Origin of the sequence: Pigmentiphaga kullae, from assembly GCF_004216695.1 — a bacterium.
GTDB lineage: Bacteria > Pseudomonadota > Gammaproteobacteria > Burkholderiales > Burkholderiaceae_B > Pigmentiphaga > Pigmentiphaga kullae.
Genome location: NZ_SGXC01000002.1, coordinates 1,526,815 through 1,541,569, shown reverse-complemented (window position 1 = coordinate 1,541,569; position 14,755 = coordinate 1,526,815). Strand labels below are relative to the sequence as shown.

At 69.2% G+C, this 14,755-nt stretch carries 12 protein-coding genes; 9 read left to right on the top strand and 3 right to left on the bottom strand.

Annotated elements, in window-relative coordinates; translation table 11 throughout:
* Positions 1 to 10 precede the first annotated feature (10 nt).
* Positions 11 to 1,471 (bottom strand): multidrug transporter subunit MdtD, encoded by a 1,461-nt coding sequence (mdtD, locus tag EV675_RS21600; RefSeq protein WP_130359646.1) that lies wholly within the window; start codon positions 1,469 to 1,471, stop codon positions 11 to 13.
* 101 nt (positions 1,472 to 1,572) lie between these two features.
* Here mdtD and EV675_RS21595 point away from each other — a divergent pair, with 101 nt between their 5' ends.
* The 6 genes from EV675_RS21595 (at position 1,573) to EV675_RS21570 (ending at position 6,662) form a co-directional block, all read left to right on the top strand.
* Positions 1,573 to 1,788: a dodecin gene (locus EV675_RS21595; RefSeq protein WP_130359644.1), complete on the top strand. Its 216-nt coding sequence runs from the start codon at positions 1,573 to 1,575 to the stop codon at positions 1,786 to 1,788.
* A 142-nt stretch (positions 1,789 to 1,930) separates the two neighbouring features.
* Positions 1,931 to 2,569, top strand: a complete 639-nt coding sequence (locus tag EV675_RS21590) for a PepSY-associated TM helix domain-containing protein (protein WP_130359642.1) — start codon at positions 1,931 to 1,933, stop codon at positions 2,567 to 2,569.
* Positions 2,570 to 2,582: 13 nt separating this feature from the next.
* Positions 2,583 to 3,095, top strand: coding sequence for a DUF2271 domain-containing protein (locus EV675_RS21585; RefSeq protein WP_130359640.1), 513 nt, complete (start codon positions 2,583 to 2,585; stop codon positions 3,093 to 3,095).
* A 51-nt stretch (positions 3,096 to 3,146) separates the two neighbouring features.
* Entirely contained in the window at positions 3,147 to 3,950 is an 804-nt protein-coding gene (locus tag EV675_RS21580; RefSeq protein ID WP_423213236.1) for a DUF4198 domain-containing protein, read from the top strand.
* Between the two features lie 178 nt (positions 3,951 to 4,128).
* Positions 4,129 to 5,058, top strand: a complete 930-nt coding sequence (locus tag EV675_RS21575; protein WP_130359636.1) for an FAD:protein FMN transferase — start codon at positions 4,129 to 4,131, stop codon at positions 5,056 to 5,058.
* Positions 5,055 to 6,662: a sulfite reductase subunit alpha gene (locus EV675_RS21570; RefSeq protein WP_130359634.1), complete on the top strand. Its 1,608-nt coding sequence runs from the start codon at positions 5,055 to 5,057 to the stop codon at positions 6,660 to 6,662. The genes EV675_RS21575 and EV675_RS21570 overlap by 4 nt, the downstream gene beginning before the upstream one ends.
* Here EV675_RS21570 and EV675_RS21565 read toward each other — a convergent pair whose 3' ends face one another.
* The gene (locus tag EV675_RS21565) at positions 6,663 to 8,078 is read right to left on the bottom strand and encodes an MFS transporter (protein ID WP_130359632.1); all 1,416 of its coding nucleotides are present in this window, start codon (positions 8,076 to 8,078) and stop codon (positions 6,663 to 6,665) included. It lies immediately after the preceding gene.
* 140 nt (positions 8,079 to 8,218) lie between these two features.
* Here EV675_RS21565 and EV675_RS21560 point away from each other — a divergent pair, with 140 nt between their 5' ends.
* Complete coding sequence (locus EV675_RS21560; protein WP_130359630.1) at positions 8,219 to 9,409, top strand: MFS transporter; 1,191 nt, start codon at positions 8,219 to 8,221, stop codon at positions 9,407 to 9,409.
* 21 nt (positions 9,410 to 9,430) lie between these two features.
* Here the strand turns inward: EV675_RS21560 and EV675_RS21555 are convergent, their stop codons facing one another.
* Positions 9,431 to 9,829, bottom strand: coding sequence for an ankyrin repeat domain-containing protein (locus tag EV675_RS21555; protein ID WP_130359628.1), 399 nt, complete (start codon positions 9,827 to 9,829; stop codon positions 9,431 to 9,433).
* 331 nt (positions 9,830 to 10,160) lie between these two features.
* Here EV675_RS21555 and glgA point away from each other — a divergent pair, with 331 nt between their 5' ends.
* Positions 10,161 to 11,687 (top strand): glycogen synthase GlgA, encoded by a 1,527-nt coding sequence (gene glgA / locus EV675_RS30090; RefSeq protein ID WP_165404698.1) that lies wholly within the window; start codon positions 10,161 to 10,163, stop codon positions 11,685 to 11,687.
* On the top strand, positions 11,687 to 14,734 hold the full coding sequence (locus EV675_RS21545) for an alpha-1,4-glucan--maltose-1-phosphate maltosyltransferase (RefSeq protein WP_242621532.1): 3,048 nt from the start codon (positions 11,687 to 11,689) through the stop codon (positions 14,732 to 14,734). Before glgA ends, EV675_RS21545 begins: the two co-directional genes overlap by 1 nt.
* The last annotated feature ends 21 nt before the right edge of the window (positions 14,735 to 14,755 follow it).

The window sequence follows — 14,755 nt, the reverse complement described above, 5'->3', positions numbered from 1 at the left end:
TCGCCCTTCGTTACCCCAGGTCCAGCGAGTCATCCTTCTTGGATTCGCGCGGCACGTCGGGCGACAACTGCCAGAAGATCCATGCCGATGCCGCCGTGAGCAGGCCGATGCAGATGAAGGTGGCGTGGAAGGCCGCCAGCGCGTCCTGGGGGGCGCCGTGGTCCACGAAGTGGCTGAAGGCCGAGAGGATGCCGCCGGCCACCGTCACGCTCAGGCTGATCGCCAGCATCTGCATCATGGACAGGATGCTGTTGCCGCTGCTGGCGCCTTGTTGCCCCAGGTCCTTCAGCGTCAGCGTGTTCATGGCGGTGAACTGCAGCGAGTTCACCGCGCCGAAGAAGGCCATCAGCACCACCTGGGCCCAGACCGGATGCGAGGCGTCGACCAGCGAAAACGAAGCGATGGTCAGGCCGACCAGCACCGTGTTGACCACCAGGACGTGGCGATAGCCATAGCGGGTGATCAGCGAGGTCGCCAGGCGCTTGCTGAGCATGCCGGCCGCGGCCACGGGCAGCATCATCAGGCCCGAGTGCGTGGGCGAATAGCCCAGGCTGACCTGCAGCAGCAGCGGCAGCAGGAAGGGCATGCCGCTGCTGCCCAGCCGCGCGAACAGGTTGCCCAGCAGGCCTATCGTGAACGTGTGGATGCGGAACAGGGCGGGCGAGAACAGCGGGGCGGCCTGCTTGCCCGCGCGCAGCCAGTAGGTGACGATGCTGATCAGGCCGAACACCAGCATGAGCACGACGGTTGCGTGCCCCGTGGCGCGGCCCGAGAACCCGTCCAGGGATAACGAGATGGCCGCCATGCCGAAGGCCAGCAGGCCGTAGCCCACGCCGTCGAAGGCGGCCCGCTGCGTTTCGCGTTTGTCGATCATGAAGGTGCGCGTGGCGATCGCGCCCGCCACGCCGACCGGAATGTTGATCAGGAACACCCAGTGCCAGGAGAACTGCTCGGACAGCCAGCCGCCCAGCACCGGGCCGATCATGGGTCCGACCATGGCCGGTATGGCGACGAAGCTCAGCGCGGGCAGCAGCCGTTCCTGCGGGAAGCTGCGCAGGATGACCAGCCGGCCCACCGGCATCAGCATCGCGCCGCCGGCCCCCTGGACCACGCGCGAGGCGACGAGCTGGCTCAGGTTCTGGGAGACCGCGCACAGCACGGAGCCCAGCGTGAACAGGACGATGGCCGAGAAATACACCTTGCGCGTGCCGAAGCGGTCGGCCAGCCAGCCCGAGGCGGGTATCAGCACGGCCATGGTCAGCGCGTAGGAAATCACCACCGACTGCATGCGCAGCGGGCTTTCGCCCAGGCTGGCCGCCATCGCCGGCAGCGCCGTGTTGACGATGGTGGTGTCCAGCGTCTGCATGAAGAGGCCGATGGCGACGAGCCAAAGGGTGACGTTCAGCGTTTTTCTGTGGTCCACGGTCGGCGAGCAGGGGGGCGGGCGGTGCCATAGGATAGCTTGATTCATGCCCGCGGCTTGGACTAAGGTGGTCTGGCCGGCTCCCGGAGCCGCGACGGTTCCGGGCATGGCCTTTGCTGGCCGGCACCCCAGGCAACCAGGAGACGACGATGTCGGAACACGTGTACAAGCAGCTCGAATTGGTCGGGTCCTCGACGAAGTCCAGCGACGACGCGATCCGCAACGCGATCGACCGCGCGGCCCGGACGATGCGCCATCTGGCGTGGTTCGAGGTCACCCAGGTGCGGGGCCACATCGAGGACGGCAAGATCGCGCACTGGCAGGTCGCCCTGAAGGTGGGAGTGCGCCTGGAAGACTCGAAGTAGGGCCCGCGGCAAGGGCGGCGGCGGGGGGCCGCCGCGCCCGCGCCCGGATGGCGCGCCCAGGTGGGCGCTGGCTACAGTGCTTGAGAATTGTTATCATTATTGGTCTTAATCAACTCAAGCATGCAGTGCCGCGCACCGCCGTATGGACAAACAGTCGGATCGCTTCCTGGAGCAGAAGCGTCGCTCATTCTGGTTGAAGCATCTGCATCAATGGCACTGGATCAGCTCGGCGATCTGTCTCGTCGGCATGCTGCTGTTCGCCGCCACCGGCATCACGCTCAACCACGCGTCCCAGATCGAGGCGCATCCGCGCGTCGTTTCCAAGGAAGCGCGGGTGCCGGCCGAACTGGTCCGCGCGCTGGCCCCCGAGGGCGGGGCCGACAAGGCGCCCTTGCCGCCGGCGCTGCGGCAATGGCTGCAAGACCAGTTCTCGGTCGCGATCGGCGACCAGCTGGCCGAATGGTCGCCCGACGAGATCTACGTTTCCCTGCCGCGTCCCGGCGGCGATGCCTGGCTGAGCGTCGAACTGCCCGACGGCGCGGTGAAGTACGAGAGCACCGACCGCGGGTGGATCTCGTATTTCAACGACCTGCACAAGGGCCGCAACACGGGCGAGGCCTGGAAGTGGTTCCTGGACGTCTTCGCGGTCGCCTGTCTGGTGTTCTGCGTGACCGGTTTCTTCCTGCTGCAGATCCATTCCCGCAACCGGCCCGTCACCTGGCCCATGGTGGCGCTGGGCGTCGCCGTGCCGCTGTTCCTGGCATTCGTATTCATTCATTGAAGAGGTTCTGGCTATGCGTACATTGATCCCGGTGGCCGTCACCGGCCTGATGGTCGGTCAGGCCCAGGCCGCCGACCTGGCGGTAAGGATCGAAATCCCCCGGCTGAACGTGGCCGAGTACCACCGCCCGTACGTGGCGGTGTGGGTGGAGGGGCCGGACCAGAAGGTCGCCGCCAACCTGGCCGTCTGGTACGACGTCAAGCTCAAGAACGACGAAGGCACGAAGTGGCTCAAGGACATGCGCCAGTGGTGGCGCCGCAGCGGCCGCGAACTGACCATGCCCGCCGACGGCATCAGCGGCGCCACGCGGCCGGTGGGCGAGCACCAGTTGGTGTTCAGCGACGGCAAGGCTCCGCTGGGCAAGCTGGCCGAAGGCAAGTACGAACTGGTGGTCGAGGCCGCGCGCGAGGTCGGCGGCCGCGAATTGTTGCGCATCCCGTTCCAGTGGCCGCCGCGGGCGCCCGAGAAGGGCGAGGCGCGCGGCCAGCACGAGCTGGGCCGCGTCGCGCTGGAAACCAAACCCTGATTCCCTGGCAACTCTTTCCTAGCAACCCCTTCCGAGGAAAAGAACATGAAGATGTCTCTCAAGTGGGCCGCGCTGGCCCTGGCGTTCAGCCTGCCCCTGTCGGCCCAGGCGCACCGCATGTGGATGCTGCCCTCGGCCACGGTGCTGTCGGGCGCGGATCCCTGGGTGACGGTGGACGCCGCGGTGTCCAACGATCTTTTCTATTTCGAGCACTTTCCGCTGCAACTGAACAACCTGTCGGTGACCGCTCCCGACGGTGCCGCCGCCAAGGCCGAGAACCAGTCCACCGGCCGCTACCGCAGCACCTTCGACGTGCGCCTGACCCAGACCGGCACCTACAAGATGGCGGTGGTCAACCACGGCGTGTTCGCGTCGTACAAGGAAAACGGCAAAAACAAGCGCTGGCGCGGCACGGCGGAGAAGTTCGCGCAAGAGGTGCCGGCCGACGCGCAGGACCTTCGCGTTACCCAGTCCAACAGCCGCCTCGAGACCTTCGTCACGGTGGGCAAGCCGACCGACACGGTGCTCAAGCCCACCGGCGTGGGGCTGGAACTGGCTCCCATCACTCATCCGAACGATTTGTTCGCCAAGGAAGAAGCCAGTTTCCGGCTGCTGCTGGATGGCAAGCCCGCGGCCGGCATCGAGGTGTCCGTCGTGCCGGGCGGGATCCGCTATCGCGACCAGCTGCATGAAATGAAGACGCGCACCGACGCCGACGGCAAGTTCACGGTGACCTGGCCCGAGCCCGGCATGTACTGGCTGGAAGCCGAGACCAAGGACGACAAGACCACCTTCGACAAGGCGAAGGAGCGTCGGTCCAGCTATATCGCGACGTTCGAGGTGCTGCCTGAATAGGTTGCCCCCCCCTACGCCCTTCGGGCGCCCCCCAGGGGGCGAAACCGGCGGACTGGCGGAGCCAGATCCGCGGTTTCCTGGGTCTGGTGCCGGGGTACGTGAGGCGCGCGTTCTGGTTCCCTTGACGGTGTCGGAGCGGGCGCGGCGGGGGCATGGGGTGGCGGCCCGGGTGGTTTCCATGGGCGGGCCGACGATGGGGACGAGCTGGGCGGTCAGGCTGGTCGATGACGGTGGGGTGCCGCCGGATCTGGACGCTCGGGTGCGGGCGACGCTGGATGGGGTCGTCGACGAGATGAGCAACTGGCGGGACGATACGGATCTGAGTCGTTTCAATGCCGCGCCGGCGGGTAGTTGGCACGCCTTGCCCGATGCCTTGTTCGTGGTGCTGGAGCAGGCCCTGAGCGTGGCTCGCGAAAGCGGCGGGGCCTACGATCCGACCGTCGGGCCGCTGGTGGATCTTTGGGGGTTCGGGCCACAAGGACCGCGCGGCCGGCCGTCGGCGGACGAGGTCCAGGCCGTGCGCGGTCGGGTGGGCTGGGACCGGATCGAGCTGGACGTGGCGGGCCGCAGGGCGCGGCAGCCGGGCGGGGCCTATGTGGACTTGTCCGGCATCGCCAAGGGGTATGCCGTCGATGCCGTGGCCCGCTGCCTGCGGCGCGCCGGCGTGGCCGGCTATCTGGTGGAGATCGGCGGCGAACTGGTCGGGCACGGCGTGAAGCCGGACGGCACGCCCTGGTGGGTGGAGCTGGACCGGGCCTGGGACGCGGACGGCGCCTCGGGCGTGCCGACCACGCTGGTGGCCCTGGAAGGGCTGGCGATCGCCACCTCGGGAGACTACCGGCGCCATGCCCGCGACGGACAGGGGATGTACAGCCACACGATGGACCCGCGCACGGGCGCGCCCATCGGCAACGGCGTCGTCTCGGTCACGGTCCTGCATCCCGAGTGCATGGCGGCCGACGCGCTGGCGACTGCGCTGACGGTGATGGGGCCGGACGAGGGGCTGCGCTGGGCGGCGCGCCGCGGACTGGCGGCGCATTTCGTGCAGCGCACCGCCCAGGGATACCAGGAAACGATGACGCCCAACTTCGCGGCGATGATGGAATGAGCGACGAATCTCGCGCGGCATCCGCGCGCCGGGCCGGGGTGGCGGTACTGTTGCTGCTGGCGGCGCTGGTCCTGGTGGCCGCGGTGCTGCCGCTGTCGCCGGCGGCGCACCGGGCCGCGGCGGGGTCGCTGGTGGTGGCCTGCTATCTTGCTTTCTGCCTGTGGACGGCGTGGTCGCGCCGCGCGGCGCTTGCGCCGGTCCGCGGCGCGATCGCGGCCGATGCGCTGCTGGTGGCCTATGCCAGCCAGACCGGTTTTGCCGAACAGATCGCACGCCGCAGCGCGCAGGCGCTCCAGGCCGCGGGGCTGCCCGTGCATCTGGCCGATCTGGCGGAGATGGGCGGTTCGGCCCTGCAAGGTTTTCGCCAGGCCTTGTTCGTGGTCAGCACCACGGGCGAGGGCGATGCCCCCGACAGCGTCGCCGGCTTCGCGCGCAGGACGCTGGCGGGCGACCTGCCCCTGACGGGCCTGAGCTACGGCGTGCTGGCGTTGGGCGACAGCAGCTACCAGCGCTATTGCGCCTTCGGCCAGTCGCTGGCGAACTGGCTGCACCGGCAGGGGGCCGAGCCCCTGTTCGATCCCATCCTGGTGGACGACGGCGACGAGGGCGCGCTGCGCCACTGGCAGCATTACCTGAACGTGCTGGGGGCGAGCGCGGAAATGGAAGACTGGGCGGCGCCCAGCTACCAGCCCTGGACGCTGGCCGAGCGCCGCCTGCTGAACGACGGCAGCCCCGGCGATCCCGCGTATCACCTGGCCCTGACGGCCGATGCGCCGGCCGGCGGCTGGGAGGCCGGCGACATCGCCGAGATCGGACCGCGCAATGCGCCCGGCGAGGTCGCGTCGCTGCTGGCGGCGCTGGGCCTGGACGGCGCCACGCGGGTGGACGGCGGGCAATCGCTGGGCGATGCGCTGGCGGCCCGGGTGCTGCCCCATGACGAGGCCGGGCGCGCCGCGCTGCGCGGCATGCCGGCTCCGGCGCTGCTGGAGGCGCTGCCGCGCATCCCCCATCGCGAATACTCGATCGCCTCGCTGCCGGCCGACGGCCGGCTGGAACTCCTGGTGCGACAGATGCGCTATCCCGATGGCCGGCTGGGCCTGGGGTCGGGATGGCTGACCCGGCACGTCTCGCAAGGCGGGCAGGTGGACGTACGGCTGCGGCGCAACAGCGGTTTTCATCCGCCCGCGCCCGAGCGGCCATTGATCCTGATCGGCAACGGCACCGGCATGGCGGGCCTGCGCGCCCACCTGAAGGCGCGCGCCGCGGCGGGCGCGCCTCGCAACTGGCTGTTGTTCGGGGAACGCACGCCGCAGCACGACTTCTTCCACCATGACGAGATCCAGGCCTGGCGCGAGCAGGGTGTGCTGGAACGGCTGGACCTGGCGTTCTCGCGCGCGGCCGGCTGGCCGCGCTACGTGCAGGACTGCTTGCCCGCCGCGGCCGGCGAACTGCGGGCCTGGGTGGACGCTGGCGCAGCGATCTACGTCTGCGGCAGCCTGCAGGGCATGGCGGCGGGTGTCGCGGCCGAACTCGAACGCATCCTGGGCCGCGATCGCCTGGACGAACTGGCCGGCCAGGGCCGTTATCGGCGAGACGTGTACTGATCAGGCCGCGTCGCCGCTGCGCCGGTGTCCGCTGACCTCGGCGCCGGCATCGCGCCGCAGCCGCACGAAGCTCAGCAGGCTGCTCAGGGCCAGCAGGCCCACGACCAGGAAGGTGATGCGGAAGTCCGTGACGTCGTACGTCGGGCCGCCGGTGTCGCGCGCGGCGGCGGTCAGGTGCAGCACCACGGCCCCGACCGCGATGCCCAGGCCCATGGACATCTGCTGGGTGGTGCTGAACAAGGTGTTGGCGCTGCTCATCTGCGGGTGGGGAACCTCGGCGAAGGCCATGGAGGTCAGGCCGGTGAACTGCATCGAGCGCGTCAGGCCGCACACCAGCATGATCGCCACCACCAGCGGCACGGGCGTGTCGGCGGACAGCACGGCGCACAGCGCGATGGATGCGGCCGCCAGCGCGCCGTTGAAGACCAGCACGTTGCGGAAGCCGAAGCGGCGCAGCGCCTGCGTCGTGCCCAGCTTCATGCCCAGGTTGCCCAGCATGCTGGCCAGGTACAGCATGCCGGCCTCGAAGGCGTTCAGGCCGAAACCGACCTGGAACAGCAGCGGCAGCAGGAAGGGCATGGCGCTGATCGCCGTGCGGGCGATCGTGCCGCCGATCATGACGGTGCGGAACGACGGCACGGCCATGATCGTGGGATCGATCAGCGGATGCGGGTGGCGGCGCAGGTGGGCGGCCAGCGCCACGCCCAGCGCGATGCTGGCGGCCACGAGCAGGGCGCCCAGTTGCCAACGCCCGCCGTAGCCCAGCAGTTCGACCCCGACCATCAGGAAGCTGAGCGCCAGGCCGCTCAGGGCGAAGCCCGCCACGTCCAGGGGCCGTCGCGGCTGCGGGGCCGATTCGGGGATGTAGGCGCGGATCAGGAAGATGCCGGCCACGCCCACGGGCACGTTCAGCAGGAAGATCCACTGCCAGCTCAGGTAGGTGGCCAGGAAGCCGCCCAGCGGGGGGCCGATCACGGGCGCGATCAGGCCCGGCCAGACGATGAAGGCCATGGCTCGCACCAGGTCTTCCTTGCCGGTATTGCGCAGCACCGCCAGCCGTCCCACCGGCACCATCATCGCGCCCGCCATGCCCTGGAATACCCGCGCGGCGGTGAACTGCGCGACGGTGGTGCTGAGCGCGCACAGGATGGAGGCCAGCGTGAAGGCGGCGACCGCCCAGGCGAAGACGCGGCGGGTGCCCAGCCGGTCGGCGACCCAGCCGCTGATGGGGATGAACACGGCCAGGGTCACCAGGTAGGACGTCATGCCTATGCTGAGGTTGACCGGGTTGGTGCGGAAGGTGGCGGCCATCTGCGGCAGCGCGGTCGCGATCACCGTGCCGTCCAGCGTTTCCATGAAGAAGGCGGCGGCGACGATGAGCCAGATGATGTTGGGCTTGGCGGTGGAGGCGGTCATGGGCGGCACGTGGAGTGAGGCCGGATCGGGCCCGGGCAGTATATGCCGCGCGCCGCGATATTTGGCCAGGGCCGGATATCGGATCGTCCAAATAACCTAGAATCATAAAAACATCGAATCAGGGACGTTTGCGTACGAGCATGGATGCATTGACCGAGAAGGATGTGCGCCGCAATGCGCTGGTGCTCAGTTGTGCGCAGTCGCTGGGCGGGGCCAACCCCGCCATCGTCATTTCGCTGGGGGGCCTGGTCGGGCAGATGCTGGCCACGGACAAGTCGCTGGCGACGCTGCCCGTCAGCCTGTACAACCTCGGCCTGGCGCTGGGAACGATCCCGGCGGCCATGCTGATGCGCCGGCTGGGGCGCCGCGCCGCCTATATGCTGGGCGCGGTGATCGGCGGCGTGGCCGGGCTGCTGGCGGCCTACAGCATCACCACCGGCATGTTCGCGCTGTTCTGCGTCGCCACCGCCATCGCCGGCACCTACGGATCGTGCGTGCAGAGCTATCGCTTCGGGGCGACCGACGGGGCCGACGCGAATTTCAAGGCGCGGGCGATTTCCTGGGTCATGGTCGGCGGACTCGTGGGCGCGGTCATCGGACCCCAGACCGTGATCTGGACGCGCGATGCGATCGGCGGCATTCCCTTCGCCGGCAGTTTCGTCGGCCAGGCCGTGCTGGCGCTGGCGGCGCTGCCGGTGCTGCTCCTGCTGCGCGGATCGGTGCGTCCCGCCGCCGAGCAGGGCGGGGGGCGGCCGCTGCGCGAGATCGCGTCCTCGGGCCGCTTCGTGGTGGCGGTGGTCGCCGGCATCGTCTCGTACGGGATGATGAGCTTCGTCATGACGGCGGCGCCCATCGCGATGGTGGCCTGCGGCCACACGGTGGGCGAGGCGGCGCTGGGCATCCAGTGGCACGTGCTCGCGATGTATGGGCCGAGCTTCGTCACCGGCAGGCTGATCACGCGCTTCGGTAAGGAGTGGGTGACGATGGCCGGCCTGCTGCTCATGGCGGTGTCCGGCGCGGTCGCGCTGCATGGCCTGAGCGTGGGGCATTTCTGGCTGTCGCTGGTGTTCCTGGGCGTGGGCTGGAACTTCGGCTTCATCGGCGCCACCGCCATGGTCACCGACTGCTACCGGCCCGAGGAACGGACCAAGGTCCAGGCTCTTAACGATTTCCTGGTGTTCGGCTCGGTGGCCATCGCGTCGTTTTCGTCGGGCCGGCTGCTGAACGCGTCGGGATGGGAAACCATCAATTGGCTGCTGTATCCGGCCGTGGCGATCGTGCTCATACCGTTGCTGTGGCAGGCGGGCCGCACCCGTCGCGCGGCCGCCTGACCCCGGCGTTCCGTTCCGCGTTCAGTTGGGGCGGCCGAACAGCTCGGCCCGCCCGAACATCTTCGCCGTTTCGCGCGCCGAGGGCGAGCCCAGGTCGGGATTCGCGCCGCCGTCGAGCAGTGCCCGCACCACTTCCTCTTCTCCCTTGAACACGGCGCCCGCCAGCGGGCTCTGCCCCCGGTCGTTGACGCGGTTGGGATCGCCGCCGTGTTCCAGCAGCGCCCTGACCGTGGCGGCATGGCCGTGATAGGCGGCCAGCATGATCAGGCTGTCTCCCTTCTGGTTGGTCAGGTCCGCCGGCGCGCCGGCCGCGAGGTAGGCGGCCAGCGTTTCCGTTTCCCCTTCGCGGGCGAGATCGAACAGCTTGCTGGCCAGGGCCAGCACGGCATCGTTGGGCTGGTAGGAATCGCTAGAGCTCATGGTGTTTCTCTTTTGGTGATCAAAGACTTCCACGCGGCGCGCGGGAAGAATGTCGTTACAAAACCCGGCGCAACGCCGGACGTGCGCGGCGCACCATGGCATGCATATTGCCCTTGTCCCCGGCAAGGGATGCCCATCCCGGGAGGGACGCCGCGTCGGACATGTACATCTTACTCACAGCGGTAATTTTTATCGGCGAGGATGGACATTATCCGGCGCGGCACCCGCCCGCCGCACGAGGAAGATCCCTGCGCATGTGAAGTCCGACCCACTCATCAGCTGCCCCTGGGGAAGCGTCTTTTGCCGGAGAAACATCTTGCTGCCGAGAGTCATGCTAGTAACGTCGGAGGCCCTGCCGCTCGCCAAGACCGGCGGCCTGGGCGACGCGGTGAGCGGCCTGGCGCGGGCCCTGCGCGACGCCCACGTCGACGCGACCATCTTCATGCCCGCCTATGAAAGCGCGCTGCATGCCGCCAGCGACCTGGAGAAAGTGGCCGATCTGCCCGGGTTGGTCGGCGGCGATGCCGAGGTCTGGGCGGGATGGGTGGCCGATGCCGAGATACCGGTCCTGCTGTTGCGCAACGATGCCCTGTACGTGCGCCCGGGCAACCCCTACCTGGATGCGGACGGGAGAGAGTTCCCCGACAATGGAATCCGCTTTGCCGCGCTGGCCCAGGCGGCCAAGCGGATTTCGGTGGGCGAGACGCCGATCCGGGTGCCGCACGTGGTGCACGCCCACGATTGGCACGCGGCACTGACGCCGTTGTACCTGCACGCCGCCGGCATCAAGCGGCCGAAGACCGTGTTGACCATCCACAACCTGGCGTTCCAGGGCAACTTCCCGCTGCACCTGGCGGAGGATCTCGGCATTCCGCCCGCCTATCGCGGCAGCGACGGCGTGGAATTCTGGGGCAACCTGAACTTCATGAAGGCGGGGCTGCGCTACGCCGACAAGATCACCACGGTCAGCGCCACCTACGCGCGCGAGATCCTGACGCCGGCGTTCGGCCACGGACTGGAGGGCGTGCTGGGTTTGCGCGCCCATGAGCTGCACGCCATCCCCAACGGCATCGACACCGAGGTCTGGGACCCGGGCTGCGATCCCTACCTGCCCGAGCATTTCTCCGCCCTGGACATGCGCGGCAAGATCCGCAACAAGCTGGAAATGCAGCGCGCGTTCGGTCTGCCCACCGACCCCGAGGCGCCGCTGCTCGCCATGGGCAGCCGCCTGACCTCGCAGAAGATGGCGGATCTGGCGATCAAGGTGTTCCCCCTGCTGCTGGCGGCGCATCCGCGCCTGCAGATCGCCGTGCTCGGCTGCGGCGAACGCGCGCTGGAAGCGTCGCTGCAGGAACTGGCTTCGCATCATCCCCGCAACCTGGGCGTGCACATCGGCTACGACGAACGGCGCGGACATCTGCTGCATGCCGGCGCCGACATGCTGTTGCACGGCAGCCGTTTCGAGCCCTTCGGCCTGACCCCGCTCTACTCCATGCTGTACGGAACCGTGCCCATCGCGTCCCGCGTCGGCGGGCTGGCCGACAGCATCGCCGGCCTGGCGCCGGAGCCGGATGCCGAGGTCGGCTCGGCCACCGGCATCCTGTTCGATGGGGACAGGCCCGCCGATATGCTGGCGGCCGTCGAGCGCGCGCTGCAGACCTTTGCCCAGCCCCAGCGATGGTCGGCCCTGCAGAAGAACGGGATGACCCGCCATTTCGGCTGGGAAGCCTCCGCCGCTCACTATGTGGAGCTGTACCGCATGCTCGCGCCGGTCGCTCCCGTGGGCGCGCCCATGGTCGCCCGCCGTCCGGAGACGGCCAGCGCCACGGTCGAGGCCAGCGTACGGAAACGGGCCTGATGGCGGCGCGACGCCGACCGCCGCTGCGTATCTACCACGCCAGGGTGTCGGCCCTGGGGCCGGTGCTGGACGGTGCGGGCGTCCTGGCCGCGCCCTGGCGCGGGTGGCTGGAGTCGGCCGCCGCGCTGGGATTCGGACAAGTGCTGGCCGATGCGCGCGACGCGGGCGACGAGGCCGCGTGCCAGGCGCTGGCGCGCGCCGCGTCCCGGCGCCGGCTGGAGCTTTATCTGGATTGCCCGCCCGCCGGCGAGGGGGAAGGCGCGGTCGATTGGGCGGCGCGCGGCCTGGTGTGGCGTGACCTGGGTGCCCGGGGCCTGCTGATCAGGGACCTGGCGACACCCGCTTCGTTGCCGCAGCGGCTGGCGCCGCTGCGCGAGCGCGAGGACGGCCTGGATCTGCTGGCGTGGACGCCCGGCCTGTCGCGCGCGGTGGTGGGCGGCTTGCGCGGCCTGGGTTTTTCCCATGTGTTCTCGTCACTGGCCTGGTGGGATTTCCGCAGCGCCTGGTTCATGGACGAATGGCATGCGCTGGCGGATACCGGCTGCGCCGTACTGGCCTTTCCCTCGGATCCGTATGGAGCCGGCGCGGCGGGCGTGGGCGTGCCGGATCCCGAGGTGCGGCGACGCGCCTCGATCCGCGCGCTCTGGGCGGCCGCCACCTGCGGCGCGGGCTGGCTGGTGCCCATGGGGTACGAACGGCACGGCCTGGACGGTGCACCGCACGATCAACTGGATCTGGGCGCGGACCTTCAGGCTGCGAACCGCTGGCTGGCGCGGGCGCCGGCCGACGGCGTGGCCTTGTCGCCGCTGGGCGGCGCCGACGCGCCCATCGCCATGATGCTGCGCCGCGCCGACGGGCAACGAGGCCGCCGTGGCAGCCATCTGCTGTTGTTCAATCCCGATCTGCTGGCCGCGTCGGCGGTGGACTGGCCCATGATCCAGTCGCGCCTGCCGGACCGCGTGCAGCGGCCGGCCGAAGGCAAGGTGCCCGCCGCGCTGGGGCCCGGCGCCGCGCAGGTCGTGGAGTTGGAGCCCGCGCCCCCCGTGCTGGCCGTGCTGCCGCGCCGCCGGTCGCTGACCGCGGCCATGGGCGCGTCCCGCGTGGCCATCGAGGCGGTCGAGCCCGCCATCGAGCACGGCCGGTTCGCGGTCAAGCGCACGCCGGGCGAGGCGCTGTCGGTGCGCGCCGACATCTTCATGGACGGCCACGACAAGCTGGCCGCCGACCTGCTCTGGCGCGCCGCCGACGAGGAGGCCTGGATCCGGGTGCCCATGGTCCATCTGGGCAACGACCGCTGGGAGGCCGTCTGCCGCTTCGAACGCGTGGGCATGGGCTGCTACGCGATCGAGGCCTGGCGCGACACCTACGCCACCTACCTGGACGAATTGCGCAAGAAAACGGATGCGGGCGTGGACGTGGCGGTGGAAGTCGAGGAGGTTCGCGGCTGGATCGCGAAGGTGCTGGGCCGCGCGTCCCAGGCCGGGCACGAGGTTCGGGCCCGGGCCGAGGAAGCCGCTCGGGGCCTGGCGGACCTGCGCGGCGACGCCTGCCTGGCCTGGATACGTTCGCCCGAGGCCGCCGCCTTGATCCAGGCGCTGGAGCCACGCGAATTCGCGTCGCGCTCGGCGGAATTCCCGGTCCGGGTGGAGCGCCGGACCGCCCAGTTCGGGAGCTGGTACGAGTGCTTCCCGCGTTCGCAAAGCGGCGACGCGCATCGTCACGGCACCTTCGCCGACGTGGCGGCTCGCCTGCCCGCGATACGGGACATGGGCTTCGACGTCCTGTACTTCCCACCCATCCATCCCATCGGCCGCCGCAACCGCAAGGGCCGCAACAACAATCTCGTGGCCGAACCCGGCGACCCGGGCAGCCCATACGCGATCGGCTCGGAAGAGGGCGGACACGACGCGATACATCCCGAACTGGGGACGCTGGACGATTTCTGCGCGCTGGTGGGCGAGGCGGCCCGGCACGGGCTGGAGATCGCCCTGGATTTCGCCATCCAGTGCTCGCCCGACCATCCCTGGCTGGCTCGGCATCCCGAGTGGTTCGCGTGGCGCGCCGACGGCTCGCTGCGCTATGCCGAAAATCCGCCCAAGAAATACGAGGACATCGTCAACGTCGATTTCTACGCGCGCGCCGCAAACGGGCGCGACGCCGCCTCGGGCCTGTGGCTGGCGCTGCTGGACGTGGTGCTGTTCTGGGCCGGGGAGGGGGTGCGGATCTTCCGCGTGGACAATCCGCACACCAAGCCGCTGCCGTTCTGGGAATGGCTGATCGCCCAGGTGCACGCGCGCCATCCCGACGTGGTGTTTCTGTCGGAAGCCTTCACCCGGCCCAAGATGATGTACCGGCTGGCCAAGCTGGGTTTCTCGCAGTCCTACACCTATTTCACGTGGCGCGAGACGCGGCGCGAATTGACCGACTACGTGGAGGAAATCTCGCGGCCGCCTGTATCCGATTTTTTCCGGCCCAATTTCTTCGTCAACACGCCCGACATCAATCCGCGCCACCTGCAGGATTCGGGCCGTCCGGGCTTCCTGATCCGCGCCGCGCTGGCGACCACGCTGTCCGGCTCGTGGGGCATGTACAGTGGCTTCGAGCTGTGCGAGGGCACGCCGGTGCCCGGCAAGGAGGAGTATCTCGATTCCGAGAAGTACGAGATCCGGGCCTGGGATTGGGACCGCCCGGGCAACATCGTGGCCGAGATCGGCGTCCTGAACCGGATACGGCGCGACAACCCGGCGTTGCATATCCATACAGGCACCGGTTTTTTGAACACCGATAATGACCGGGTGCTGGCCTATACCAGGGCGACGCCGGAGCGCGACAACGTGGTGCTGGTGGTGGTGAACCTCGACCCCCGCGGCGCGCAGGGCGCCAACATCGAACTTCCGCTGTGGGAGTTCGGCTTGCCGGACGACGGCACGCTGCATGCCGAAGACCTGCTGCGCGGGTATCGCTTCGATTGGCGCGGAAAGATGCAGCACGTGTGGCTCGAACCTGGCGGCCCCTACGCGATATGGCGTATATCCCGACGATTCTAGGAGCCCTGCCACCCGGGGATC

Excerpts from the sequence above, each read along its gene's own strand:
- mdtD (WP_130359646.1), bottom strand. The coding sequence starts at position 1,471 with ATGAATCAAGCTATCCTATGGCACCGCCCGCCCCCCTGCTCGCCGACC.
- EV675_RS21595 (WP_130359644.1), top strand. The coding sequence starts at position 1,573 with ATGTCGGAACACGTGTACAAGCAGCTCGAATTGGTCGGGTCCTCGACG.
- EV675_RS21590 (WP_130359642.1), top strand. The coding sequence starts at position 1,931 with ATGGACAAACAGTCGGATCGCTTCCTGGAGCAGAAGCGTCGCTCATTC.
- EV675_RS21585 (WP_130359640.1), top strand. The coding sequence starts at position 2,583 with ATGCGTACATTGATCCCGGTGGCCGTCACCGGCCTGATGGTCGGTCAG.
- EV675_RS21580 (WP_423213236.1), top strand. The coding sequence starts at position 3,147 with ATGTCTCTCAAGTGGGCCGCGCTGGCCCTGGCGTTCAGCCTGCCCCTG.
- EV675_RS21575 (WP_130359636.1), top strand. The coding sequence starts at position 4,129 with ATGGGCGGGCCGACGATGGGGACGAGCTGGGCGGTCAGGCTGGTCGAT.
- EV675_RS21570 (WP_130359634.1), top strand. The coding sequence starts at position 5,055 with ATGAGCGACGAATCTCGCGCGGCATCCGCGCGCCGGGCCGGGGTGGCG.
- EV675_RS21565 (WP_130359632.1), bottom strand. The coding sequence starts at position 8,078 with ATGACCGCCTCCACCGCCAAGCCCAACATCATCTGGCTCATCGTCGCC.
- EV675_RS21560 (WP_130359630.1), top strand. The coding sequence starts at position 8,219 with ATGGATGCATTGACCGAGAAGGATGTGCGCCGCAATGCGCTGGTGCTC.
- EV675_RS21555 (WP_130359628.1), bottom strand. The coding sequence starts at position 9,829 with ATGAGCTCTAGCGATTCCTACCAGCCCAACGATGCCGTGCTGGCCCTG.
- glgA (WP_165404698.1), top strand. The coding sequence starts at position 10,161 with ATGCTAGTAACGTCGGAGGCCCTGCCGCTCGCCAAGACCGGCGGCCTG.
- EV675_RS21545 (WP_242621532.1), top strand. The coding sequence starts at position 11,687 with ATGGCGGCGCGACGCCGACCGCCGCTGCGTATCTACCACGCCAGGGTG.